Annotated in this window: 15 protein-coding genes; 6 read left to right on the top strand and 9 right to left on the bottom strand. The window is 46.9% G+C overall.

The genetic code is table 11. From position 1 onward, the window contains the following. Nucleotides 1–5 precede the first annotated feature (5 nt). Together FO447_RS14715 and FO447_RS14710 are read right to left on the bottom strand one after the other, a co-directional pair. Complete coding sequence (locus tag FO447_RS14715; RefSeq protein ID WP_234699017.1) at nt 6–3155, bottom strand: SusC/RagA family TonB-linked outer membrane protein; 3150 nt, start codon at nt 3153–3155, stop codon at nt 6–8. A 434-nt stretch (nt 3156–3589) separates the two neighbouring features. Then, nucleotides 3590–4381, bottom strand: coding sequence for a Cof-type HAD-IIB family hydrolase (locus FO447_RS14710; protein ID WP_200757004.1), 792 nt, complete (start codon nt 4379–4381; stop codon nt 3590–3592). 222 nt (nt 4382–4603) lie between these two features. Between FO447_RS14710 and FO447_RS14705 the strand changes: the two genes are divergently transcribed. The 5 genes from FO447_RS14705 (at nt 4604) to FO447_RS14685 (ending at nt 10626) form a co-directional block, all read left to right on the top strand. Then, nucleotides 4604–5503, top strand: a complete 900-nt coding sequence (locus FO447_RS14705) for a FimB/Mfa2 family fimbrial subunit (RefSeq protein ID WP_200757002.1) — start codon at nt 4604–4606, stop codon at nt 5501–5503. A gap of 165 nt (nt 5504–5668) precedes the next feature. Continuing rightward, on the top strand, nt 5669–7177 hold the full coding sequence (locus FO447_RS14700; RefSeq protein ID WP_117694547.1) for a TolC family protein: 1509 nt from the start codon (nt 5669–5671) through the stop codon (nt 7175–7177). A 34-nt stretch (nt 7178–7211) separates the two neighbouring features. After that, a complete protein-coding gene (locus FO447_RS14695; protein ID WP_200757001.1) occupies nt 7212–8195 on the top strand; it encodes an HlyD family secretion protein in 984 nt (327 codons plus the stop codon). A 5-nt stretch (nt 8196–8200) separates the two neighbouring features. Beyond that, the gene (locus FO447_RS14690; RefSeq protein WP_200756999.1) at nt 8201–9364 is read left to right on the top strand and encodes an ABC transporter permease; all 1164 of its coding nucleotides are present in this window, start codon (nt 8201–8203) and stop codon (nt 9362–9364) included. Further along, nucleotides 9364–10626, top strand: coding sequence for an ABC transporter permease (locus FO447_RS14685; RefSeq protein ID WP_200756997.1), 1263 nt, complete (start codon nt 9364–9366; stop codon nt 10624–10626). Before FO447_RS14690 ends, FO447_RS14685 begins: the two co-directional genes overlap by 1 nt. Before the next feature lie 147 nt (nt 10627–10773). Here the strand turns inward: FO447_RS14685 and FO447_RS14680 are convergent, their stop codons facing one another. Then, nucleotides 10774–11871 carry an Mrp/NBP35 family ATP-binding protein gene (locus FO447_RS14680; RefSeq protein ID WP_117694624.1) on the bottom strand — a complete coding sequence of 366 codons (1098 nt, stop codon included), beginning with the start codon at nt 11869–11871 and terminating at the stop codon, nt 10774–10776. Nucleotides 11872–12041: 170 nt separating this feature from the next. Between FO447_RS14680 and FO447_RS14675 the strand changes: the two genes are divergently transcribed. Continuing rightward, nucleotides 12042–14174 (top strand): glycosyl hydrolase 115 family protein, encoded by a 2133-nt coding sequence (locus FO447_RS14675; RefSeq protein ID WP_200756995.1) that lies wholly within the window; start codon nt 12042–12044, stop codon nt 14172–14174. 479 nt (nt 14175–14653) lie between these two features. Here FO447_RS14675 and FO447_RS14670 read toward each other — a convergent pair whose 3' ends face one another. The 6 genes from FO447_RS14670 to FO447_RS14645 all read right to left on the bottom strand — a co-directional run bounded on the left by FO447_RS14670 (nt 14654) and on the right by FO447_RS14645 (nt 24866). Beyond that, on the bottom strand, nt 14654–15670 hold the full coding sequence (locus tag FO447_RS14670; RefSeq protein ID WP_118200643.1) for a branched-chain amino acid aminotransferase: 1017 nt from the start codon (nt 15668–15670) through the stop codon (nt 14654–14656). Between the two features lie 312 nt (nt 15671–15982). Beyond that, entirely contained in the window at nt 15983–16873 is an 891-nt protein-coding gene (locus tag FO447_RS14665; protein WP_200756993.1) for a carbohydrate kinase family protein, read from the bottom strand. Nucleotides 16874–16920: 47 nt separating this feature from the next. Further along, on the bottom strand, nt 16921–18072 hold the full coding sequence (locus FO447_RS14660) for an MFS transporter (protein WP_200756991.1): 1152 nt from the start codon (nt 18070–18072) through the stop codon (nt 16921–16923). Nucleotides 18073–18235: 163 nt separating this feature from the next. Next, nucleotides 18236–19954 carry a DUF4980 domain-containing protein gene (locus tag FO447_RS14655; RefSeq protein ID WP_200756989.1) on the bottom strand — a complete coding sequence of 573 codons (1719 nt, stop codon included), beginning with the start codon at nt 19952–19954 and terminating at the stop codon, nt 18236–18238. Nucleotides 19955–19984: 30 nt separating this feature from the next. After that, the gene (locus FO447_RS14650; RefSeq protein WP_200756987.1) at nt 19985–21721 is read right to left on the bottom strand and encodes a RagB/SusD family nutrient uptake outer membrane protein; all 1737 of its coding nucleotides are present in this window, start codon (nt 21719–21721) and stop codon (nt 19985–19987) included. 31 nt (nt 21722–21752) lie between these two features. Then, a complete protein-coding gene (locus tag FO447_RS14645; RefSeq protein WP_200756985.1) occupies nt 21753–24866 on the bottom strand; it encodes a SusC/RagA family TonB-linked outer membrane protein in 3114 nt (1037 codons plus the stop codon). Nucleotides 24867–25027: the final 161 nt, after the last annotated feature.

Genomic DNA, 25027 nt, shown 5'->3' with positions numbered 1-25027 from the left:
AAAAATTAGAACTTCAAACTAACACCAAAGCCATAGTTGGCAACCATAGGAGTGGCACCACCCTCAATACCCTGAACATTACCAGAACTGGTGACAATCATCTCAGGATCGAAGTGCTTGCAGTCTGGTCCCCATACGCCGAGGTTACGACCATATGCAGAAAGACGCAATGACTTGACAAACCAAGAAGGGTTCAACTTGAAGGTATAACCCACATTGATTTCACGAAGTTTGATATAATCGCTCTTCAATACACTCTGAGCAGCAGGACCATTGTAATAGTTCTCGTAGTAATCACGAGCACTTACCCTCATGGTATTAGGTTCATTTGTACCATAAACCACACCTTCTGAGATGATACCATTCTCACGAACGCCATTGGCTGCTGTCTCCTCCATCATACCACAGTAGTTACCCCAAAGAGTTGTGGTAGAGAAGAACTGACCACCCTTGGAGAAGTCGAACTGGATGCTGGCATCGAAGCCCTTATAGCGGAATGAGTTGACCCAACCACCCGTGAAATCTGGATAGATATGACCAATCACTTCGTTACCATCAGTAGCCATATAGAGACCAGTCTCTGGATCTACGCATTTGTTGCCATTTTCATCGTACACGAAATTGGTACCCATGATGATACCATATTCCTCACCTACCTTGGCACCCACCTCAGCCATGAATGGAGCAGAAGCAATCTTGTAATAATCTACACCATCTGCAAGGCTCTTCACCTTATTCTTGTTAGATGCGATGGTAAACGATGTATTCCACTCAAAATCATGGGTCTTGATAGGAGTAGCATGGATAGCCACCTCAATACCCTTGTTCTCGATTTCACCAGAGTTGATCATCTTGTAGATATAACCGGTGGTACCAGATACTGACAAAGGAAGAATCTCATCCTTGGTATTTGTCTGATAGTAAGTTACATCGAATCCCAGACGGTTGTCTAAGAAAGCCATCTCGAGACCCAACTCGTAAGATGTGGTTGACTCAGGCTTCAAATCGGCATTGTTCAATGTATTTGGCAAGCGATAACCTGGAGTAGAGGAATCGATGTTGGTATATTGGGTATAAGTACTCAGCACCTGATATGGATCGGTATCGTTACCTACCTTTGCAAAACCGAGACGTACCTTACCATATGTCAGCCAAGGAGCCTTGTTCTTCAACAGTTCCGAGAACAACCAGCTACCGGTGACAGATGGATAGACATATGTATTGTTGCTTGATGGAAGAGAAGAAGATTTATCACCACGAAGAGTAGCCTCCAAGTAGAGCATGTTCTTCCAACCCAAAGTAATATCACCAAACAGAGAGTTGATTCCCTTTACTCGCTTATAGTTATAAGCCTTGGCTGCCTGCAAGGAGTTAGCCAGGTTATAGTATTCAGGAATAGCCAAACCACCCTGTGTCAAACCATACACATACTCATAGTGATTACGCATGATGTTAGCACCCACATTGGCACTGATGCTGTAATCGCCGAATGTCTGGTTATACATCAGCAGGAACTCATGGTTCAACTCATACTGCTGACGGGAGATTTCCTTATACTTAGACAACTCCTGTGAGTAAACGGCATTGCGTTCATACTGCTTGTCAACCCAGAAATCAAGGTTTGCCTTATACTGGAACTTGAGCTGTGGGATAATCTGATAGCTGAAGCCCACATTACCATATACACGGTTACGGCTATCATTCTCGTAGTTCATGTAGCGGCTCCAGTATGGGTTGTTGTGGAACTGGATAGTAGTATCATCAATACCACCAATGTTCCAGGAAGCCTGGCTTCCATCAGGGTTCTTATAGAGAGACTCCAATTCGTTCATGTTCAGCTGGCGCTGTCCCCACTGCGTGAACTTCACCATGATGTTGTTGTCACCATAACCAGTATCCTGACGCCCCTTGGTACGGTTGTTGAAGTAGTTGACACTGGTGAACACATTCAACTTCTTGTCTGGCGACATGATGTTGCCCGTAACATTCAAGGCATTCTTATACTGGCTGCTGTTTGGCAGATAACCTGTCAAAGAAGTATTGGTATAGGAAATACGGAACGAACTGTTGTCATAAGACTGAGACACAGCGATATTATTGGTGTAAGAAACACCAGTCTTGAAGAAGTCGCGATAATCTGAAGAAGCAGGGCTCCAGGCAGATGTAGTAGGATCGCCTACAGAACCGTTATTCTTCCATGTAAGCAAGTCGTACCATGAAAGCACCTGGCGGCCATCCAATTTAGGACCCCAGCTTTCATCCTGACCATAGTCTGGAATCAGATATTCCTTGCCATTGATAGTGGCAGTACCCATATCATCACCATCGTCGCCATAAGCATAATCGCCAGCATAACCATAACCGCCACCATACTGACTCTGAAGCTTAGGCAGTTTGGTTACAGTTTCAAAGCCAACAGAAGAGCTGAACTCCACACCGAGTCCTGCAGACTTTTTGGCACGCTTGGTAGTAATCATGATAACACCATTAGAGGCACGGCTACCATAAAGAGCAGTAGCAGAAGCACCCTTCAACACGCTGATGTTCTCTACATCATCAGGGTTGATATCCTGAATCAAGTTACCGTAATCGTACCCACCACCACCACGCTGAGTCTCGGTAGAGTTATTGTCGCCACCCTCGATAGGCACACCGTCAACAACGAACAGCGGCTGGTTGCTGCCAGAAAGCGAGTTAGCACCACGAAGCAAGACCTTAGAAGATCCGCCCATGCTACCGGCACTAGAAGAGATGGTCAAACCCGCAACCTTACCCTGCAGAGCATTGACAGGGTTACTGAGTCCTCCACGTGATTTCAGCATCTCATCGCCTTTCAGCTCGGTTACAGCATAACCCAAAGCCTTCTTTTGGCGAGAAACACCCAAGGCTGTGACAACCACATCATTCAATGTATTGTCCTCGCCTTCCAACACAATTTTCATTTTTGATTTAGCAACCACCTTTTGAGATTTCATTCCCAAATAAGAGATTACCAACTTGGCATTTCCATTAGGAGCTACCAAAGAAAAGTTACCGTCAACATCTGTTACAGTACCCATCTTGGTACCTTCAATCTTGATGGATGCGCCAATTACTGGCTCACCATCTTCCTGAGAAACAACCTTACCTGTAACAGTAGTTTGAGCGAGAGCCATTCCTGTTGAAAGAACGAGCCCTCCCATGAGCATGGGCTATCTTTTTACCATAATTCTCTCTCTTAAAAATTAAACAACTTACAAATATCGGATGCAAAGATACATACTTTTTGCTAATTAAACAAATTTTTAGCAAACAATTTGATATAAAATACCTACTTTATGGTACTTTATGTATATTTTTCGCATATTTCATTACTTTTCGTAAGCATTTTTGGCATTTATTCCATCAAAAAGTAAATAACGAGAAGAAACTGGGTACAAAAGGGAAGTTTTGGAAACAGAAAGGCAAACACGCCATTTATTACAATAAATAACATGTTTGCCCTAATTATTTTATTAAAATGAAACTCACCTATCAAAAAGGGTTCATCAAGATTACACCTTATTAGATATAGAGAGTTATGAAAAAAGGAGTCAATAACGCCGGAAAATTAAATCACTCCAAAATGGAGGAGCGCATTCTTAACACCATCTTCATCCACATGAGTCGTAATGTAATCGGCTACCTGCTTGAGATTATCACCCGCATTGCCCATCGCAACACCAACGCCTGCCTCCCGGACGATGGAAATATCATTGCCGCCATCGCCGAAAGCCATGGTTTCATCTATGTTCAAACCCAGATAATCAGCCATTGCATGCAAACCTTTGCCCTTATCAGCATCGGCTGCCGTAATATCCGTAAAGGCAGGATGCCATCTGCCCGAAGTGCAGTTGCGGAGCGTAGGCATCAGGAGCGCCTCCTGCTCTACCGAACAGAAAGGAGTAACCTGCAGAATCTGCTCATCTCCCAGTTCATTCACATCAGTCAGGAAGATTTCGCAATCCACCCCCAGTCCCTTGGCAAAGATTTCATAAACCTCGTCAGTATAATGATGGATAGCAAGATGATGCTCTCCTACGACAATTGCCGGATAATCATCACGGTCGGCTGCCTCGATTATCTTCTTTACATCTTCAGGAAGGATGGCGTGCTGGCTCACCACCTTATCGCCTACAAAACAGCGGGCTCCATTGGTGGTGATGTAACCGTCGATGAGATGTTCTATCTGACCGAGGTTAGTAATGAGGAGCTGCGGACGACCGGTAGAAATATACACCTCTACCCCGTTCTTCTTAGCCTGCTCCAAGGCATCTACCGTGCTCTGTGGAATCTTGTGGGTTTTGAAACTCACCAAGGTGCCGTCAATATCAAAAAACAATGCTTTTATCTTCTTATCCATACCAATATCTTCTATACCTTATTATATATATAATGCAAAATCGGTTGTGTAAGTACTGCAAAACCGATGCAAAATTACGAAAAAACAGATAAATGACAAAAAATATAAAGATTTATTAGATTTTACTTGCATCGAAAAGAGAAAAAACGTATATTTGCCACATCTTTATGCCCGAGGAAACTCCGAGATAATGCATAGAGCAACTACTAAATAAGAACTATTATGAGTAAGAAGTCCTATCGGTTACTGGCATCCCTGTTGCTGATGCTCGTAGCGACGCTTACTTCATGCGAGAAGTTTTCGATTGACGAAACAACCGGAAAATCACGTGAGGCAAACGCCAACGTAACTATCCATGTGCAGAAAATAGAAGGCACAAGTTTGTTGACAACCAAAGCTGACGACAAGCAGATGGCGCTGGGCGATGTGTGCTCCAGACTGACGCTTGCCATCTTTGACGGAGAGGAGAAACTGGAGACGGTGAACCAGCTTTCAACAGACAACGGCTTCGGAACAGCCTATGTAAGTCTGGACGAAGGAGAATACCGGCTGGTGGTGATTGCCCATAACGGAAAGGGAAACTGCTCTGTCAGCGCACCCGAGAAAGTAAAGTTTGCGAGCAACAAGCTTACCGACACCTTCTATTATTACGGCAGGTTGAGCGTAACGGCAGACGGTGCCACCTCCGACATCAACCTGAAGCGAGCGGTTGGCGCCTTCAAGTTACATATTACCGACGAAACCATTCCCGAAGAAATCAAAAGCATCAAGTTCTATTATACCGGCGGCAGCAGCACCCTGGATGCAACCACCGGATTCGGCTGCGTGAACAGCCGTCAGACCGAGAATTTCAGTATGAAAGATGGCGGCAGAGACTTTACCGTCTACACCTTCCCACATGAAGAAGAGAAGAACATCAAGATGAGTATCAGCTTTCTGGATGCTGATGCAAAGGTGGTAAAGAGTTTTGAAAAAGCCGATTTGAAAATCCATCAGAACCAAACAGCCTATACCGAGATTTCCATCGCTGACGGATTCGGTGGCGGAGGCGACAGTGCGGGTGGTGGAATCGGCATTACCGTAGACCCTACCTGGGGCGAGACAGAACGGGTGAATTTCTAAGAAACAGACGATTAAAAGAATACTGAAAACTAGAAGGTATGTTCTATTTTTCCACAATGCAATATATTTTTTGATTCTTAAAGATTTGATAAACAAAATTTCTTTGTCATTTAAGAATAATTCCATAATTTTGCATCCAATATTATATAATATTATAAACAAAGGATGAAAAAATATATAACTCTTATCATGCTGATGGGAGCATTGATTCCTGCCGGGGCTCAGGCACAAACGCTGAGCCTTGACAGTTGCCGTGCCATGGCGCTGCGCAACAACAAGCAGCTCAATGCCTCGAAGCTCAAGAAAGACGTGGCGTACAACATGAAGAAATCGGCACGTACCAAATATCTTCCTAAAGTAGATGCTTTAGGCGGTTACGAATGGTTCAGCAGGGAGATTTCGCTGCTGAACGACGGTCAGAAATCAACATTCAGCAATATCGGCTCTACCGTTACCGGAGGAATATCGGGAGGAGCCAGCAATCTGATGAGCCAACTTGTAAGTCAGGGAATGATTACCCCGGAGATAGCGCAGCAGATAGGCGGACTGATGAATGAGAAACTGGGACCCCTGCAGCAGCAAGGCAATGCGCTGGGAGAGAAACTGGTAGATGCTTTCCGCACCGACACCCGCAATATCTGGGCTGGAAGCGTGATGGTTCGCCAACCTATCTATATGGGTGGAGCCATCATTGCAGCCAACAAGATTGCCGACATCGGAGAGCAGATTGCAGAGAATGATCTCGACCAGCAGACCCAGAGCACGCTCTACAGCATAGACCAGGCTTACTGGCTCGCCGTTTCGCTGAAGCAGAAGCAGAAACTCGCCATCAGCTACCGCGACCTCGTAAAGAAACTGAACGAGGATGTTCACAAGATGATTCAGCAGGGAGTTGCCACCAAGGCAGACGGACTGAAGGTAGACGTAAAGGTGAACGAGGCTGAGATGCAGATTACCCAGGCAGAAGACGGGCTCGCCCTGTCGAAGATGCTGCTCTGTCAGCTCTGCGGCATTCCGATGAACCAGGAAATCACACTTGCCGATGAAGATAAGGAAACCCTGGCTTTATCAGGAACTCCTGTTGACACCGAGCAGCAGAGAGTAGCCGCACAGGATTCAGCGATGAACACCCGTCCGGAACTCCGCATGCTGCAGAATGCGCTCGACATCTCTAAAGAAGCTACCAATATGGTTCGCGCCATCAATCTGCCTCACGTCATGCTGACAGGCGGCTACATGATTTCGAACCCGAACGTATTCAATGGTTTCCAGAAGAAGTTTACCGGAGTCTGGAACGTAGGCGTGATGGTTCATGTTCCGGTATGGAACTGGTTCGACGGCGCCTACAAGGTGAGAGCCGCCAAGGCTGCCAGCAATATCGCCCAGATGAACCTGGATGATACGAGAGAGAAGATTCATCTGCAGATTACCCAAAGCCAGTTTAAGGTAAAAGAAGCCCAGAAGAAACTCAACATGGCAATGAAGAATATCGCCAGTGCAGATGAGAACCTGAGATGCGCCAACCTCGGTTTCAAGGAAGGCGTGATGGAGGTTACCGACGTGATGGCTGCACAGACTGCCTGGCAGAAAGCACAGAGCCAGAAGATTGATGCAGAAATCGACGTGAAGCTGACTCAGGTTGGGCTGAACAAGGCGCTCGGTATCCTGCAGTAATAATAATAACAAATTTAAATTCAGATTAAGCAAAATGTCTAAGAAATCACAGCATAACAACATATTGCTCGCTGTAATCGGTTTTACAGCAGTAGTCATTCTCGTAGGCGTCATCGGTTTCTTCACTTTGGAACAGAAGGATGACACCATTCAGGGCGAGGTAGAAGTATCAGAATACAGAGTATCCTGCAAACTGCCGGGACGCGTAGTAGAGCTCCGCGTTCAGGAAGGCGATTACGTTCATGTGGGCGATACGCTCGCCATCCTCGAAGTGCCGGAAATGAAATCGCAGGAACAGATGCTCCAGGCTACCAACGCTGCAGCCGAGGCGATGAAGGACCTGACGGATGCAGGTGCACGCAAGGAGCAGATTCAGGGCGCTTACCAGTTGGTTCAGCAGGCTGAAGCTGCCGCAACCATCGCCAAGAAGACCTACGACCGCATGCAGAACCTCTTCAACGAGGGCGTAATTAGTGGTCAGAAGCGCGATGAGGCTTACGCAGCCTACAAGGCTACAGAGGCTCAGGTGGCTGCTGCCAGAAGTCAGTACGATATGGCGAAGAATGGCGCCCGCGAGCAGGAGAAGCGCATGGCTGCCAACAACACCCAGGCTTCGAAGAGCGCTGTGGATGTAGTGAAGAATCTTCTGAAAGAGACCGTTCAGATTGCCCAGTGCGAGGGCGAGGTAAGCAATGTCTATCCTAAGGTAGGCGAGCTGGTAGGCCTCGGCTCTCCTATCATGAGCATCTCTATCATGAGCGATATGTGGGGAACCTTCAATGTTCGCGAAGACCATCTCAAGGGTCTGAACAAGGGCGATGAGTTCACCGCTTTCGTTCCAGCCTTCAACAAGGACATCAAGATGAAGGTTTACTACCTGAAAGACCAGGGCTCTTACGCTACCTGGAAGGCAACCAAGGATAATGGCGACTACGACCGCAAGACATTCGAGGTGAAGGCCCGTCCTGTCACCAAGCTGGAGGGATTGCGCCCGGGAATGTCACTCATCATTAAATAACATCTATGTTTAAGAAATTATATCATATAGCCCTCAGAGAATGCGGCATCATGTGGAAGAATCCCATTTATCTCTTCTGCATGGTCATCTTCCCCATCGTGGTGGTGATTTTCTTCACCACGCTGATGAAGGGAGGAGTGCCTACCGACATGCCTGTGGGCATAGTAGATCAGGACAACTCCGCCACATCGCGCCAGCTGGTGCATAAGCTCGATGCCTTCCAGACTACCAAGGTAGTGGCTCATTACGAGAACATGGCAGAGGCAAGACATGCTATCCAGAAGAACGAAATCTACGCCTTCCTGCTGATTCCTGACGGAACGGAGGCAGGCCTGATGGCCCAGAAGCAGCCTAAGATTTCATTCTATTACAGCAGCGTATCGCTGGCAGCCGGCTCCCTGCTCTTCCGCGATTTGAAAACCATCTCTACTCTGGGAGGTGCGGCAGCAGGAATGGCGAAACTGTCGGCACTGGGAAAGACAAATGATGAAATCATGACCTTCCTGCAGCCTATCGCCGTAGATCTGCACATGATAGGCAATCCATACGCCAACTACAACTATTATCTTTCGAGCGTAATGGTGCCGGGACTCATCATGCTGTTCATCTTCCTGATTACACCTTATTCTATAGGTACGGAACTGAAGTTCAACCGGGCAAGAGACTGGATGCGGATGGCAGGCAACAATCCTTATCTCGCCATTGCGGGTAAGATGCTGCCTCAGACGCTCATCTTCCTGAGCATCTTCCTGCTGTTCGAATTCTACATCTATTATGTATTACAGTTTCCACATCCGGGCGGCGCGCTGCCTATCATCCTGTTAGGCATTCTGAGCATACTCTCCTGCCAGTGTTTCGGCATCTTTGCCTTCGGGCTGATGCCTTCGCTCCGTATGTCGATGAGTATCTGTTCGTTGTGGGGCGTAGTGAGTTTCTCCATCTGCGGAGCCACCTATCCGCTCTTCTCGATGGATTCTCCGATCCAGTCTATCGGCCAGCTTTTCCCGATGCGCCACTATTACATGATTTACCAGATGAACATCTTCAATGGTTTCCCGATGGGCGATGCTGTGCTCCACTGGGGCGCAATGGTGCTGTTCTGTGCCCTGCCGATGCTCACTATCTGGAACATCAAGAAGGCAATGCTGGTATATAAATACTTACCGTAATGAAGAAAAGTAGTTTATTATATAAGATTATCAATGGCATCTGGGACATGTGCTACATCTGGAAGACGGAAATGCGCAATGTTTTCCGCGATGAGGGTGTGCTCATCTTCTGCATTCTGGTGCCGCTGGGTTATCCGCTGCTCTACTCGTGGATTTACAACAACGAGGTGGTGAGAGAAGTGGATACGGCAATTGTGGACCTGAGCCACAGTCACAGTTCTCGCGAGTTTATCCGCGATTATGATGCTTCGCCAGATGCCAAGGCTACCTATTACTGCAACAGTCTGGACGAGGCGAAGGAACTGGTGCGCAGACAGGCGGTTCACGGAATTCTTTACTTCCCTGCCGACTTCGATACGAAGCTGAACCGGGGCGAACAGGCGCATGTGGGAGTTTACTGCGATATGAGTCTGATGCTGACCTATAAGGCGATTTATCAGACCTCGCAGGCTGTAGCCAGCCACATCAACTCGGGCATCCAGATAACACAGGCTGGAGGATTTACGGATAGAGACGACGAGATTACCACCGAGCCGCTCGCCTTTGATGAGGTTCCGATATTCAACACGACAGGAGGTTACGGAAATGCCATTCTGCCGGCTGTGCTGGTTCTTATCCTGCAGCAGACGATGCTGCTGGGCATAGGAATGGCAGCGGGAACATCAAGAGAACTCAACAGAAACCGCGAACTCATACCGGTAAGCAAGCATTATGGCGGTATTTTCCGCATTGTTTTCGGCAAGGCATTGGTTTATTTCATGGTTTATGCCGTGATGGGAATGTATCTTACGCTGGTGGTTCCTAAGCTGTTCAGTTTTGTAAGTATGGTAACGTGGACCACTATTCTCGGTTTCCTCCTTCCTTACATTCTTTCGTGCGTTTTCTTCGGTCTGATGCTGTCGTGTCTGGTAAGATATCGTGAAAATGTGATGCTTCTGGTGGTATTTACCTCCGTTCCGTTGCTTTTTATGACGGGAGTATCATGGCCACTGAGCAATATTCCGGGCTTTTGGCAAGGATTTTCGTGGGTTTTCCCATCCACTTTCGGCATCCGCGGGTTCCTCAGAATCAGCAGTATGGGTGCTTCGCTTTCAGATATTCTGCCGGAATTCAGAGCACTCTGGATTCAGACCGGTGTCTATTTCCTCGCTACCTGCCTGATTTTCAGGCAGCAACTGCGCTCAGCCAGACTCAAGGCAAACCTTACTGCCGAAGTAGCAGAAGAAGAGGATGAGGCGGAAGAAATCGTGGAGAATGGATAATGTACAATGAATAATTTCGGGGGTGACCATGCAAAAAACAGCTGTTAACTGTTAACCTGTTAACTCCTCTGATAAAAAAAGCTAGGACTGCTTGAGGGCAATCCTAGCTTTTTATTTTATACCCTTATCAAATAGGATATTTACTACTTAGTGTGTACTAACAATCTTGGTTGGAGCCTTCTCGGCATTTCTGCGGTTCACCACCGTTACTACGCTTTGAGCAAGGCTGAGGAAAGCCTGACCGGTAATGGAATCAACCTTGGTAGCAGCAGGCGCACCATCATCACCACCCTCGCAGATGCTCTGAACGATAGGAATCTGGGCGAGCAGAGGCACATTCATCTCCTTAGCAAGATTCTTGCAACCCTCCTTACCAAAGATATAATACTTGTTCTCAGGCAGCTCGGCAGGCGTAAAGTAGGCCATGTTCTCGATAAGACCGAGGATAGGCACATTCACCTTATCATTCTGATACATGTCAATACCCTTTCTCGCATCGGCAAGCGCCACCTGCTGAGGCGTACTTACGATAACTGCACCCGTAATGGAAAGCGTCTGGAGCAGCGTAAGATGAATATCGCTTGTGCCAGGAGGTGTATCGAGGATAAAGTAATCCAACTCACCCCAGTCAGCATCAGCAATCAGCTGCTTCAGGGCAGAACAAGCCATTCCGCCGCGCCACAGAGTAGCCGTAGTAGGACTTACGAAGAAACCGATACTCAGGAGCTTCACGCCATATTTCTCGACAGGTTCGATGAGGTCTCTGCCGTCCTTGTGAACAGAATAAGGACGTTCCTCCTCCACACCGAACATCTTAGGCATGGAAGGACCGAAGATATCCGTATCGAGCAAGCCCACCTTGTAGCCCAACTTAGCCAGGGCAATGGCGAGATTGGCAGAAACGGTACTCTTGCCTACTCCACCCTTACCAGAGCTCACAGCGATGACGTTCTTCACCTGTGGCAGCATCTTTCCCACCTCAGGACGAGGAGCCGACTTGAACTCAGTAACGATTTCCACCTCTACATCTTTCGAAATATGATAATGGATGGCAGCCTCGGCCGCCTTCACCGTACTCTTGAGGAAAGGATCCGTATCACGAGGAAAGAGAAGAACCACCTTCACCTTCATACCATTGATGCTAGGCGTATCTGCCAGCATCTCGCTCTCTATGAGGTTCTTCTTGGTGCCTGGATAAATCACCGTAGCAAGCGCCTCTTCAATCAATTTTGGATATAATGTCATCATTTCTTTTTATTTATTTGGTGCAAAAGTAACAATAAATAATGTAATAAGCAAATAAAAACTAAATAATTTCAGATATTAAACACTTTTATGTATCTTTGCAAATTGCAGAAATGTGTAGTTTCAGCAAAAAGCGAATCTACAACCGAACAGACAAAAACGGAAGAAAAATGAAATATAAAAAGATTATATTAGGCGTAGCCTTGGCTCTGGCCTGCTTCTCTAGCCTGAATGCCAACGCGCTGACCGAAACCAAAGTGAAGAAGACGGAAACTCAGACCGCAGCACCCAACGTTTACTGGACCGACGGCTACGGAAGAGTATCTTATACCACCAACTCTATCATTTCGCCGGTAGTAAAAATTGCCCTCAAGGAGTTTGCGGGCGATATGAAAGCCGTAACCGGATTCGATGCGAAAGAAAAATCAGGTGCTCCGATACAGATTTACCAGCTCGACCAGCTCACCAACAAGGAGTTTTCGGCAGTAGAAAAACTCGGTGCGCCGCTGCATCTTATTATCACCGCAAAGGATGCTTTCTACATCGGTACGAGGAAAGGGAAACTCATCGTTATCGGAAGCAACGCCCGCGGAACGGCTTACGCCATCATGAAACTCTCTGAGCTGGCTGGCGTTTCGCCTCTGGCGGCATGGAACGACCTGCAGCCTGCTCAGCGCAAGAGCCTCTATACACCCGTAGACCAGCAGTGGATAGAGGTTCCGAGAATAGAATTCAGAGGACTTGCCCTGAACAACAGCCAGTGGATGAAACCGCAGAACTACAGCCGCATCGCCCGATTGATGCTGCGCCTGAGAGCCAATACGCTGTGGCAGGTAGACGGCAGGCACGAGGCTGCTTACAACAAGGCTGTGGTAGACAGTTTCGACATCTGCGTGGCGGAAAACTACAAGGTGACGGAGTTTGTGGGCAAGAAGCACAAGAAGAAACACCGCAAAACCATCGAGAATGTGAAGCTGGTATGCTCGGATGCACAGATGGAGATGAGCAACCTCTCGCCGGGTCTGCTGCTCGAAATGCTCAACAGCAAGGATTATCTGGAGAGCAAGAATGCCCAGCACGGAAAATCGCACCGCTCTGCCGCTCACAACGACGAAGACTGTGCCTGGATAGCCAACATTACCAATCCGAAGCAGTCAACCTTCCAGCTAGCCATGATGATGAACCTGGCGTGGAATAAAAACGCCCTGAAAGCGGGTTGCAAGACGTATATCCAGAACACTCTCAACGCATTCTTTGGCGCCATTACGGGCAAGAAAATCATGCCTCTGATGGAAGAATATTACCGCCTTACCAGCATCCGCCATTCCGCATATATGGCGATGCCTTATGGTGATACTGAGTTTCATTCAGGCGAATTCGGCAACGAACTGGAGCGTTTTCTCTACCGCTACGACCTGTTGAAGGCGAAGACTGAATCCATCGAACGCATGCTGCCTCAGAACCAGAAAGACGGTTTCTTCGAGGTAGTAAAATATCCGATATTCCTGGCTGCCTTCGTAGCCGAAAAGGAGCTGGAGGCACAGGAAGCAAGACACATCGCCCGTCCGGGACTGTTTAATAAAGACGATGAGGCGAAGGCTGCAGCAGCTGTGAGCATCGATGCTTACAACAAACTGAAGCAGCTCAATGCCTACTACAGTCGCATCAGAAACGGCAAATGGAAGAATTTCATCCTTACCAACGGTGCAGAGATGCAGGCTCCACAGATTCCGGGCACACTGCCTGCTGCCGACATCAAGCGGCTGAAAGCTGATGCCTTCGACCGCAACAACGATCTCAAGCCGCTCTCTGTAGTTACCGGCGACATCATTGCCAAGAATGCCTACGAATGGAGCAAGGCTACAGAATCGCCGCTTGCCCAGGCTGCCGTAAGAGGAGCCGAGAAGATTACCGTCCGTCCGCTGTTAGGTCACAGCGGCAAGGCTGTGAAATTGCCGAAGGGAGCCAGTCTGAGCTATGATTTCTACTGCGACAAGAGCGGTGATGCGCGTTTTACCATCGCCGCAATTCCTTGCTTCCTAAACGCTGTAAAGAACATGAGGGTGAGTGTGAGCATAGACCGTGGAGAACCGGTAATCTGCCAGTTGAAGGAGGTTTATAACTCTAAGGACTGGAAGTTTGACCTGTGGCGCGGACAGACGCTGAAGAGCTTCTACGTTACGCTGCCTGACGGCAGCCATAACGTTACCATCAAGGCTTTAGACGATAATGTGATGATTGACCAATGGGTTCTGGATTACGATGTAGACAGAGAATATTACGTATTCCCAGTAGCAAAATAAGAGGCTTTTCTGCAGTTTTTCAGGCATAAATGAAGACCGGGCTGTGGCTTAAATGATGACGGGGCAGAGGCTTAAATGAGGGCTATCATGAGGCTTATCATGTAGCTTTTCGTAAGGCTTTTCATGATACTGAAATGTGTTAAGAATCCTAACTCATAGCTTCTTCCCCCGCAACTCTATGACTTATGCCCCGCAAAGCACAGAGACGGGGAAAAAAGAGCGAGGGGTTAACAGGTTAACAGTTAACACCCCAAAAATGCATGGTACCCCCACACACATATAAAAATAAGTATATATATATTATAATAAGGTACGCGCGAGGGGGAGTATCGAAAAAACAGCTGTTAACTGTTAACTCTGTTAACCCCCAGGCATAAAAAGACATAAAAAAAGCACTCCTAGGAGCGTGAACTCCTCAAAGTGCCCTGATCATAATTATATTTCTAATATTGGTTTTTACGCAATAAAGAAGCCATAGATTACTCAATAACTACGGTTGTCCAACCATGCTTGTCCTCGATGGTACCATACTGGATTCCGCGGAGCGTATCATAGAGGTGCTTAGAGATAGGACCTGGCTTCTCACCGAAGTTGTAGCGCTTGCCTGTATCCAAGTCATCAATGTAGCTGATAGGACTGATTACGGCAGCAGTACCGCATGCACCAGCCTCCTCGAAGGTCTCCAACTCATCCTCAGGAATCTGTCGGCGCTCTACCTTCATACCGAGATCCTCAGCCAACTGCATCAGACTCTTGTTGGTGATAGAAGGGAGGATAGATGTACTCTTAGGAGTAACGTATGTATTATTCTTGATTCCGAAGAAGTTGGCAGCACCACACTCATCCATGTATTTCTTCTCCTTGGCATCAAGATAGAACTCGCATGCATAACCCTTCTCGTGAGCGATATTGTTGGCTCTGAGAGAAGCAGCATAGTTTCCACCCACCTTATAGATACCTGTTCCGAGAGGAGCAGAACGGTCGAAATCACGGATGATGACGTATGGGTTGGTAGAGAATCCACCCTTGAAGTATGGACCCACTGGAGTTACGAAGATAAGGAAGCAATACTCCTTAGAAGGATGAACACCCACCTGAGCACTTGTACCGATGAGCAGCGGACGGATATAGAGCGTAGCACCACTCTCGTAGGTAGGAATCCACTCCTGGTTCAGGCGGACCACCTTCTTCACCATTTCCTCGAACATTTCTGTAGGCACCTCTGGCATCATGATACCACGACATGTGCTCTGCAAGCGGGCAGCGTTCTCGTCCATACGGAACACGCGCACCTTACCGTCTGGGCAACGATAAGCCTTCAAGCCCTCGAATGCCTCCTGACCATAGTGCAGACAGGTTGCAGCCATGTGCAATTTCAAATACTCATCAGAGCAAACTTCTATTTCGCCCCATTTGCCGTCGCGATAGTAACAGCGAACATTGTAGTCAGTCTGGCGATAGCCAAATGACAAATTAGACCAATCTAAGTCTTTCATAACATCTATATTTTTAATGTTCTACTAATATTTTAGATGCAAAAGTACAAAATAATCTATTAATCTGCAACTCTTTTATAATATTTTTAATGAAAACGTTATCTTTTTATTCATTTCTGCCATTTTGGGGCATCATTTTACCATTTTAGGGGGTTCTTTTATTGTAATTGAGAGATTGTATTTCTGAAAAAGAAAAAGCTGCACCCATTCTTCGCAAACAGGATGCAGCTTACTAACTAACATTAACTTTATATCAACTATTCTTTAAACCTATCATCTTATATTGCTATATAAACAATAGAGGAAGCGGGGTTAACGGGTGTATTCATCAGGAATCTGAGGCATCGCTCCATTCTGGGTACAAACGTAGGCACTTACCTTTACGGCAAGTTCGTGAGCCTCCTGAATGCTCTTGCCCTTCAGAATGCTGGCACAGAATGTACCGGTAAAGCTGTCGCCAGCACCTACGGTATCAGCCACCTCAACCTTTGGAGTCTCCTGGAATGACTTCACACCCGGAGCAAAGACATAACTGCCGTTTACACCGCAGGTCAGCACGAGCATATCGAGATTATACTTGCCGAGAATCAGCCAGCACTTGTTCTCGATATCCAAACCTGGATAACCAAAGAGACGTCCGATGGTAATCAACTCCTCATCGTTAATCTTCAACACATTGCAGCGCTTCAAGCTCTCGGTAATCACCTCTGGAGTATAGAAGTTCTGACGGAGATTGATGTCGAAAATCTTCAGACAATCCTCTGGAGTATGGTCGAGGAACGTATAGATGGTCTTACGGCTAACCTCACTGCGCTGAGCCAGAGAGCCCCAGCATACAGCTCCAGCATTGGCAGCAATCTCCCTGATATCACTGGTGAACGGGATATTATCCCAGGCTACACCCTGCTTGATATCGTAAGTCGGAACGCCCTCCTTATCAAGCTGCACCTGAACAGTACCGGTAGGATAATCTACCTCAGGCATCACATACTTGAGCTTCTTCTCATCGAGCAGGCGGAGAGCTGTATCGCCCAGAGCATCCTTGCCCACAGCACTCACGGCTACAGAATGCAAACCATGCTGACCTGCATGATAAGCGAAGTTGGCAGGAGCACCGCCGAGTTGAGAACCACTAGGGAGAACATCAAAGAGGATTTCGCCCAAACCTACACAATATTTTGTATTCAAATTCTTTGTTTCCATAATTACACCTTATTATATACGATATAAACGATTGCGGATGATTTTTATTATAACTTGCGGATATAAGTGAAGAGATAAGCGACTCCCACAGCCATGACAGCCACAGCACCAGCCTGCCCCCAAGTATCGCTGGCAAAGCCCATAATCAAAGGGAAGACGGTACCACCGAAGAGTCCCATGATCATCAGTCCACTCACCTCGTTCTTCTTATCAGGCATGGCAAGAAGTGCCTGAGAGAAAATCATGGAGAACACGTTAGAGTTGCCATATCCCACCAGGGCGATGGCGATATAAAGCATCATCTTGCTCTCGCCTACCCACATGCCTATCATACTCAGAGCCATCATCACTACGCTGATGACGAAGAAAGTGCGGGTCTTCATCATGCGGAGGAAAACGGTACCGGTGAAACATCCGATGGTACGGAAGATGAAGTAGAGCGATGTAGCGAAGGCAGCCTCGTTCAGCGTCCATCCCAGACGCTCCATCAGAATTTTAGGAGCTGTGGTATTGGTACCCACATCGATGCCTACATGACACATGATACCGATGAAGGAAAGCAGCACGATAGGTTTGCCGAGCAACTTGAAGCACTCGCCAAAGCCAGACGCCTTACCCTCGTTCTTCTCCTCCTCGATAGGTGTACCAGCCAGGAAGAAGGTAGCTGCGATTCCGATAACCATATAGATTGGGAAGAGGATTCTCCAGCCCAAACCGAAGGTTGGAATGCTTGCCATGGCGCCCCACATAGCGATGTATGGAGCCAGGAAGGAAGCTATCGCCTTAACGAACTGACCGAAGGTCAATGTGGATGCCAGGTTCTGACCTGATGTCACCACCGAAACCAGTGGGTTCAGGGATGTCTGCATCAAGGCATTTCCGATGCCGAGCAATGAGAATGACACGAGCATCAGCTCAAAGTTTTCGCCAAAGATGGGCAAAAGGAGTGAGATAACGGTAACGAGCAAAGACAGGAGTACAGTCTTCTTTCTACCTATCTTATTCATCAGGATTCCTGTTGGAACCGAGAAGATGAGAAACCAGAAGAATACCAGCGATGGGAACAGATTGGCTGTTGCATCATTGAGGTTGAGATCTTCCTTTACGTAGTTGGAGGCGATGCCTACCAAATCTACAAATCCCATGGCGAAGAAACAGAGCATCACCGGGATGATTGATAACTTTGATGATTTATTCATAATTGTTAGCGTTATTGTTTCTATTTTGCTGCTGCAAAGGTAGCGATAAACGATATAATATATCATAAAATATCGTTCATCGGCTACCATTTTTGTTGCATTGTTACATCATTAACACGCTAAGAAACAATAGTGTTATAGATTCAGTTCTTAACAGATGAAGTTACTTGATGTCGTAAACCTGGTACTTACCCTTTCCCTTTACAGTAACCTTGTTGTAAGGCTTGCTTGGGAACACGAGATTGGTCATGGACATCTTGCCGTCAGCATCCAGAGCCTCGATGCTGCTCTTGTCGATGAAGATACGCAGCTGGCTGATCTTGCCGTAGGTTGGAGCTTTGGTGACTGCAGCGAAGTCCTTGCTGAAATCCACCTTACCACTCTTGGTTCTATCCATTGAGAAGGTTTCTGCCTTGGCATCGTAGTTCATCACTACCTTCTCGCCCTTGTCGTTGCTCAAAGTGATAGTAGCATTTCCCTTCAGGCTCACTACCATCTCGCAAGATTCTGTGAGTTTCTTGCCAGCCTCCTTGCTTCTTGCTGCTGTCATCTCAGGAGATGGAACCACGCTGCAATAAGTTTCACCCTTATACTCGAAGAGACCTAAGTCGCGAGGAATAGAGTTGCCTGAACGGTACTGCTGGGTTGGAACCTGGTTGGCATACTGCCAGTTGCTCATCCAGGCGATAGCCACACGGCGACCTTCTGGTGCGTTATCAAAAGTAACTGTAGCATAATGATCCTTTCCGTAATCCATCCACTTGGTTACCTCTGGCTTGCTGTCGCAAGTAAACTTGTGTCCGTCGAAATCACCTACGAAATACTGGGTTGCTGAACCACCGGATGGACCGCCAGGGTTGATGTTGCAGATGAGCATCCACTTCTCCTTATCGGTGCCACGAACCTTCATCTTCATCAGGTCTGGGCATTCCCAAACGCCGCCATGGTTGCCATACTTCTCACCGAAAGAGCTTTCGTATTTCCAATCTTTCAAGTTATCTGAAGAATAGATTTCCATGTGCTGACCGGCAGCCAGAATCATATTCCACTTCTTGATATCCTCATTCCAAAACACGTGAGGATCGCGGAAGTCGGGCACATTGCTGGTGATGACCGGATTTCCCTCATATTTAGTAAAGGTCTTGCCATTATCTGTGCTGTAAGCCATGCTCTGTGTCTGGTTCTCACCAGCCGAAGTGTAGAGAGCCACAACAGCACCCTTGCCCAAACCAGCGGTATTATTCTTATCCACAACGGCAGAACCGCTGAAAATGGTACCAATTGCATCTGGCTGGATAGGGGCACCCTGGAACTTCCAATGTACCAAGTCGGTAGATGTAGAATGTCCCCAGGTCATATTCTCCCACTGTGATCCGTAAGGATTATACTGGAAATAGAGATTCCATACGCCATCCTTATAGAACATACCGTTAGGGTCGTTCATCCATCCGTAAACAGGAGTGTGATGGAAATCCGGACGATACTGCTCGCGATTCTTCATATCGAAAGTATCAGAGAACTTCATCTCTTTCCAGCAAGTGAGGGCATTCAGTCCTTCCTTGCTATAATCGCCATTGACATGGATATCGAGAGCCAAGCCTTTCAAGCCAGCAAACTCATCCATATAGAGAGGTACGAAATAATCTACGTGGTCTTTAGCCAACTTCACATTGAAGGCTTTCACCTGCTTGTTGTCAGCAATCACCTTGATATTTGCCATCTCAGCATCCTCCTGTACAGGGAGCAAGAGACACTTCTGGTTCTGACTCTCCTGGCTGATGCGATAGAGACAGTGATTATTGCTCAAGAAGGAAGCCTGCTGGGCATAACTGGCGGTGAAACCGCAAAGAGCGACAAGCGCTGAAATAAATATCTTTTTCATTGTCTAATTATCTAAAAATACCGATGGTAATTATTCGTATCCCTTATTCTGCTTATACAGACCAGGAATGTAATACAGCTGGTTATATGGAACCGGATAGAACTCGTTCTTGCCCGGTGTGAACTTGGCATCCTTCAAGTATTGTGCGTATGTTTGCTCTCCATACTGATCTTTCCTCTCAGATTCGAAATACTTGTTCAGTGTCTCAGAAGCAATGCCCCAGCGGCGCAAGTCGAAGAAGCGGCCGTTCTCCATAGCCATTTCCAGACGACGCTCCCAACGAAGGCACTTTCTTGCCGTCTCCTTATCCTGGAAATAAGACTCAGGATAGAGGGCTATATCACATTGATCCTTGGCATATTCAATATGCTTATCCACAGAATTCTTGGCTCTCTGACGGATATCGTTGATGATGGTACGAGCCTCAGCCAGACGGCCCAACTCTATCAAAGCCTCAGCGCGCATCAACATGATGTCGCTATAACGGAGCACGTAGTCGTTCATGGCAAACGCCTGCCAAGAGCCATTGAATGTCTCACCCTTAGAACGCTGTGGTACTTCCTTCAGAGAGGTATAGTAACCATAAACGTTTGGTGTACGAGAGTTGGCCGTAGTCATCGTGTATTCTGACTCATATTTATATGGGAAGGTAGGCATTCCTACTGTATGGAACAAACGTGGATCCCATTTCTGACTATTAGGCTCACCGTTTACAGGATAATCACAAGTCTTGTTGTAGTCATCAAACTCAGGAAGTCCGTTCTTGGTCTTGAAGGCATTCACCAGGTCTTGTGAAGGCTTGTGGAAATCCCATCCGCAAGACCACATACCCCAACAGCCATTCAGCACGTTAGACCAGTTGCCACGTCCGAAGGTAGTATGGTCCTCGCTATAGTCGGAAGCCTGTACGGCAAAAACTGACTCCTTGCTGTTCTTATTGTCAGGCAGGAAGATGTCGCCGAAGTCTGCCATGTAACCATAGTCTGAATTCTTCACCACATCAGTATAGTCGACAACCTTCTGCATATACTCCTTATTAATATGGTCAACACCATCGGTTGCCTCATAGCCATCACCCCAGGCAATGGTAAGATAACACTTAGCCAGATAACCTGCGGCAGCAATCTTGTTGACACGACCGCCATCCTTCTGCTTAGCAGGAAGTACATCGTATGCTGCCTGGAAGTCAGCTATCACCTTCTGCCACAATTCCTCGTAAGTAAACTGAGTGTTTGATGTGCTCTCTGTTGTTTTATCCTCATAAACCTTCTCGTCTATCCAAGGAATCTGACGATACATGGTAAGTAACTTGAAATAGAAATGAGCACGGAGAAAGCGAACCTCTGCCTCACGCTGCTTGGTTACCTCAGCACCCAGTGTGCTCTCACCATTCTGCTGTAAAGAAACCAAGGCACGGTTGCAACGGGAAACGGCACAATAGAGACGATACCATAACTCGTCGAGTTCGCCCTTAGTAGAGGTCAAGGTACTCCAGATCTCCACATCGTGATAACCGGTGTCACCGGTGCCACCGCCACCTTTCAAGCAATCGTCTGAAGAAAGGTCACCATATGGCCAAAGGTTGAATGGGTAAGAAAACCAACAGTCGCCCAACATCGCATAGGCACTGTTTACCATCTTGTCTGGCTCGCTGAAAGCCTTGTCTTCATCAACCACAGCTGTTGGGGTGTAATCCAGGAAATCATCACAACTGGTGAATGTTCCTACCAGTGCTGCTGCAAGCACCATTGTATATAACTTTTTCATCTTAGAATTCTCTTTAAAAATATGAAACATTTTAGAAACCTACCTGAAGTCCGAATGATACGGATGTTGAAAGTGGATAGTTCCAGTTTGGATTCTCTGGGTCTGAACAGGTCAGGCTATTGCTCTTGAGGGTCAAAAGATTCTGACCTGAGAGATAGACACGGGCACTGGTCATCTTCAACTTAGAGAGGATGCTGCTTGGGATGGTGTAACCCACCTGCAAGGTACGCAACTTCAAGTAAGATCCATTCTCAACGTAGTAAGTAGAAGCACGACCCTCATCGGCTGTGTTCATGGTGCTCAAGCGTGGGATGGAAGAACCGGTATTGTTGGTATTCCAGGCATCGAGCAAACGGGTACCCTTGTTAGAACCACCATCAGTAATAGCCCAGAAGTCGGTCTGGAACTTTTGGTTGTTATACACATCCTGGTCATAGACACCCTGCCAGAACATACTGAAATCAAAGCCCTTGTAGTTGAGAGCAATATTCAAACCATAGGAGAAGGCTGGCACTGGGTCGAAAATCCAAGTCTGGTCATCTGAAGTAATTCCATTTTTACCATCTAAGTCCTTGTATTTCAATCCACCGACACGTGCGTTTGGCTGTCCAGACTTATCTACTTCTTCCTGATTCTGGAAAATTCCATCGGCTACATAACCTACGATAGAACCGTATGACTTGCCACTCTGCACCAGGTTTTCCGTAGATGTGTGAGCGTAAGCACCTGTTGTTGTTGCTGGCAAATAAGTAACCTTGTTGCGGAAGAAATCCAGATTGCCGTTCACGTCGATGCCAAGTCCATTAGCCAAGGTCTTGCGATAGCCCACGGTGAACTCCATACCCCAGTTGCGGAGCGAAGGACCATTCTGCCATGAATTTCCACCTTCACCAGTTGCACCCAGATAAGCAGGATTAATCAACATATCCTTTACATTCTTTATATAGGCATCCACTGTACCATAGAGGGTGTTGCCAAACAGGGTGTAATCCAAACCTACGTTATACTGGGTAGCAGCCTCCCATTTCAAATTAGGGTTAGCCAACTGTGTGGCACGATAACCAGAAGGGAAGGTACCTGAACCTTGCAGGAAGAGGTCGTATGCAGTAGAGGTTACACGGTCTAATCCGTAATCCACTACATAAAGACCAAACTGTGCATTGTTGTCGATAGCCTGGTTACCTGTCTGACCCCAAGAGAGTCGCAACTTGGCATCATCCAACCAATCCTTCTTCAGGAGATTAGAGAATCTGAAACCGAGTGATGCAGCAGGGAAAGTACCCCAGCGATGTGCCTTACCGAAACGTGATGAACCATCATGACGGATGGTGAAGGAAGCCAGGAGGAGATCATCCCAGTTGTAGTTCACCTTTCCAAAGAAAGAAGCCAGGCGATAACCTACCTTTGCACCCGAGTTACGCATCGTTCCTGTTGCAGCATTTGGCCACATATAATCTTTATCTTCCAGCGCATAGCCTTCTGAGTAGGCAGAGAAATCGATAACCGACTGCTTGGAAAATTCCATACCACCGAGTACATCGATGTTGTGCTTGCCTATCTGGGTAACGTACTGGGCTGTGTTAGACCATGTCCAGTTAGTCTCATTGTTATTCGAGAGCGTTGTCTTGGCGATGTCATTGTTGACAATATCGGAATGATAAGTATTCGTCATCGCATTGATAAACGATGTCTTGAAATCCAGACCGAAGTTAGAGCGCAGGGTCAATCCCTTGACTGGCTTCAATTCTACGAAAGCATTACCGAAGATGCGCCAGTAATCAAGGTGGTTGTTGCGGTTCTGATACTGCTCACGACAAGGGTTCTGACGGTCGGCCATACTTCCTACAGGACCAGCGAAGGTCTTGCCATCTTCTTCGTAAACCGGAACGATGGAAGGCATCTTCAAGGCATTCTCCATCGGATGGCAATCTACCTGAGAGGTATAAGTCAATGTCACATTCTCACCTACGGTAACAATCTTGTTCAAATTCCAAGAGGTATTCAAACGAGCTGAGATATTCTCAAAGTCGGTATATTTCAAGACTCCCTCATTGTTCTTGTATCCCAAGGAGAACATAGCGCTATGCTTGTCATTGGCATGAGATACTGAGAGGTCGTAGTTCTGAGAGAAACCTGTGCGAGAGATTTCATCGAGCCAGTCGGTATCTGAGAATCGCATGGTCTTCTTGGCATTGATGTAGCCATCATATCGACCATTGATAGTATAGTTCTGATACTGGTTGGTAGCAGGATTCCAAACGGTGATTGGAGTACCAGAGGCCGCATTCAAGTCGATGCCGTAGTTGGCAGCATAAGCTACAGGATCGAGTCCATCGTTCAGGGCTGCCTGAGCCATCGCAGTAGCATACTGGCTGGAGTTCATCAGCTTCATCTTCGACTGGTTGGAATAGAACTGTGCAGTGAGGTTGGCAGAGAAGTCAACAGCAACCTTGCTACCCTTCTTACCTTTCTTGGTGGTGATGATGATGACACCATTCGATGCACGGGAACCATAGATAGAAGCCGAAGCGGCATCCTTCAAAACCTGCATACTCTCAATATCATTTGTATTGAGGGTATTCAAAGCCATATTGGTAGGCACACCATCTATGATATAAAGCGGATCCTGAGAAGAGTTGAAAGAACCGATACCACGAATACGCACGGTTCCTGAACCAATAGGAGAACCATCGGTAGTAACAGTCATACCAGGAACACGACCCTGCAAAGCACGCATCGGGTCAGTCTCTGAACTTGTCTTCAGGTTCTTGGTTGAAACCACAGCCACGGAACCGGTCAAGTCAGCCTTCTTCTGAGTGGTATAACCTGTTACAACTACTTCCTGCAAGTCGTTGGCATCTTCCTGAAGTGTTACCTCCATATTGTCTGAAGCCTTTACTTCTTGCGTCTTATATCCAATATAAGATATAACAAGTGTGGAACCAGGAGCACATTCTACATGAAAGTTACCATCAAAGTCGGTAACAGTACCAGTCTTTGTGCCTTTCACCATGACAGATGCACCAATGACTGTCTCACCAGCAGCATCTTTCACAATGCCATTTACATTTACCTGTTGTGCACTAGCTACGGTGCAAACAGTACAGAGCGCAGAGCTCATCAGTAATCTTGAAAGATTGTTCATACTATTATAACGTTTTAAGTTTCAAAATTGTTTTATTTTAATTTCTGCCGCAAAATTAGGCAAAGATTGGATATGAGAATAAAAAAAATCGTTCCTGTAACAATAATTATGTTACATGAAACGATTTTCTAATCTTTCGTCAAGATTTTAAAGTACTTATT

The sequence above is a fragment of the Segatella copri genome (assembly GCF_015074785.1).
In the GTDB taxonomy this organism is placed as follows: Bacteria; Bacteroidota; Bacteroidia; order Bacteroidales; family Bacteroidaceae; genus Prevotella.
The sequence above is the reverse complement of the archived record's forward strand: the minus strand, read 5'-3'. Positions and strand labels throughout refer to the sequence as shown.

Bases quoted from the DNA above. Each gene is read 5' to 3' on its own strand.
- FO447_RS14695 (WP_200757001.1), top strand. From the start codon at position 7,212: ATGTCTAAGAAATCACAGCATAACAACATATTGCTCGCTGTAATCGGT.
- FO447_RS14690 (WP_200756999.1), top strand. From the start codon at position 8,201: ATGTTTAAGAAATTATATCATATAGCCCTCAGAGAATGCGGCATCATG.
- FO447_RS14685 (WP_200756997.1), top strand. From the start codon at position 9,364: ATGAAGAAAAGTAGTTTATTATATAAGATTATCAATGGCATCTGGGAC.
- FO447_RS14655 (WP_200756989.1), bottom strand. From the start codon at position 19,954: ATGAAAAAGATATTTATTTCAGCGCTTGTCGCTCTTTGCGGTTTCACC.
- FO447_RS14700 (WP_117694547.1), top strand. From the start codon at position 5,669: ATGAAAAAATATATAACTCTTATCATGCTGATGGGAGCATTGATTCCT.
- FO447_RS14670 (WP_118200643.1), bottom strand. From the start codon at position 15,670: ATGAAAGACTTAGATTGGTCTAATTTGTCATTTGGCTATCGCCAGACT.
- FO447_RS14675 (WP_200756995.1), top strand. From the start codon at position 12,042: ATGAAATATAAAAAGATTATATTAGGCGTAGCCTTGGCTCTGGCCTGC.
- FO447_RS14680 (WP_117694624.1), bottom strand. From the start codon at position 11,871: ATGACATTATATCCAAAATTGATTGAAGAGGCGCTTGCTACGGTGATT.
- FO447_RS14645 (WP_200756985.1), bottom strand. From the start codon at position 24,866: ATGAACAATCTTTCAAGATTACTGATGAGCTCTGCGCTCTGTACTGTT.
- FO447_RS14650 (WP_200756987.1), bottom strand. From the start codon at position 21,721: ATGAAAAAGTTATATACAATGGTGCTTGCAGCAGCACTGGTAGGAACA.
- FO447_RS14705 (WP_200757002.1), top strand. From the start codon at position 4,604: ATGAGTAAGAAGTCCTATCGGTTACTGGCATCCCTGTTGCTGATGCTC.
- FO447_RS14660 (WP_200756991.1), bottom strand. From the start codon at position 18,072: ATGAATAAATCATCAAAGTTATCAATCATCCCGGTGATGCTCTGTTTC.
- FO447_RS14710 (WP_200757004.1), bottom strand. From the start codon at position 4,381: ATGGATAAGAAGATAAAAGCATTGTTTTTTGATATTGACGGCACCTTG.
- FO447_RS14665 (WP_200756993.1), bottom strand. From the start codon at position 16,873: ATGGAAACAAAGAATTTGAATACAAAATATTGTGTAGGTTTGGGCGAA.
- FO447_RS14715 (WP_234699017.1), bottom strand. From the start codon at position 3,155: ATGGCTCTCGCTCAAACTACTGTTACAGGTAAGGTTGTTTCTCAGGAA.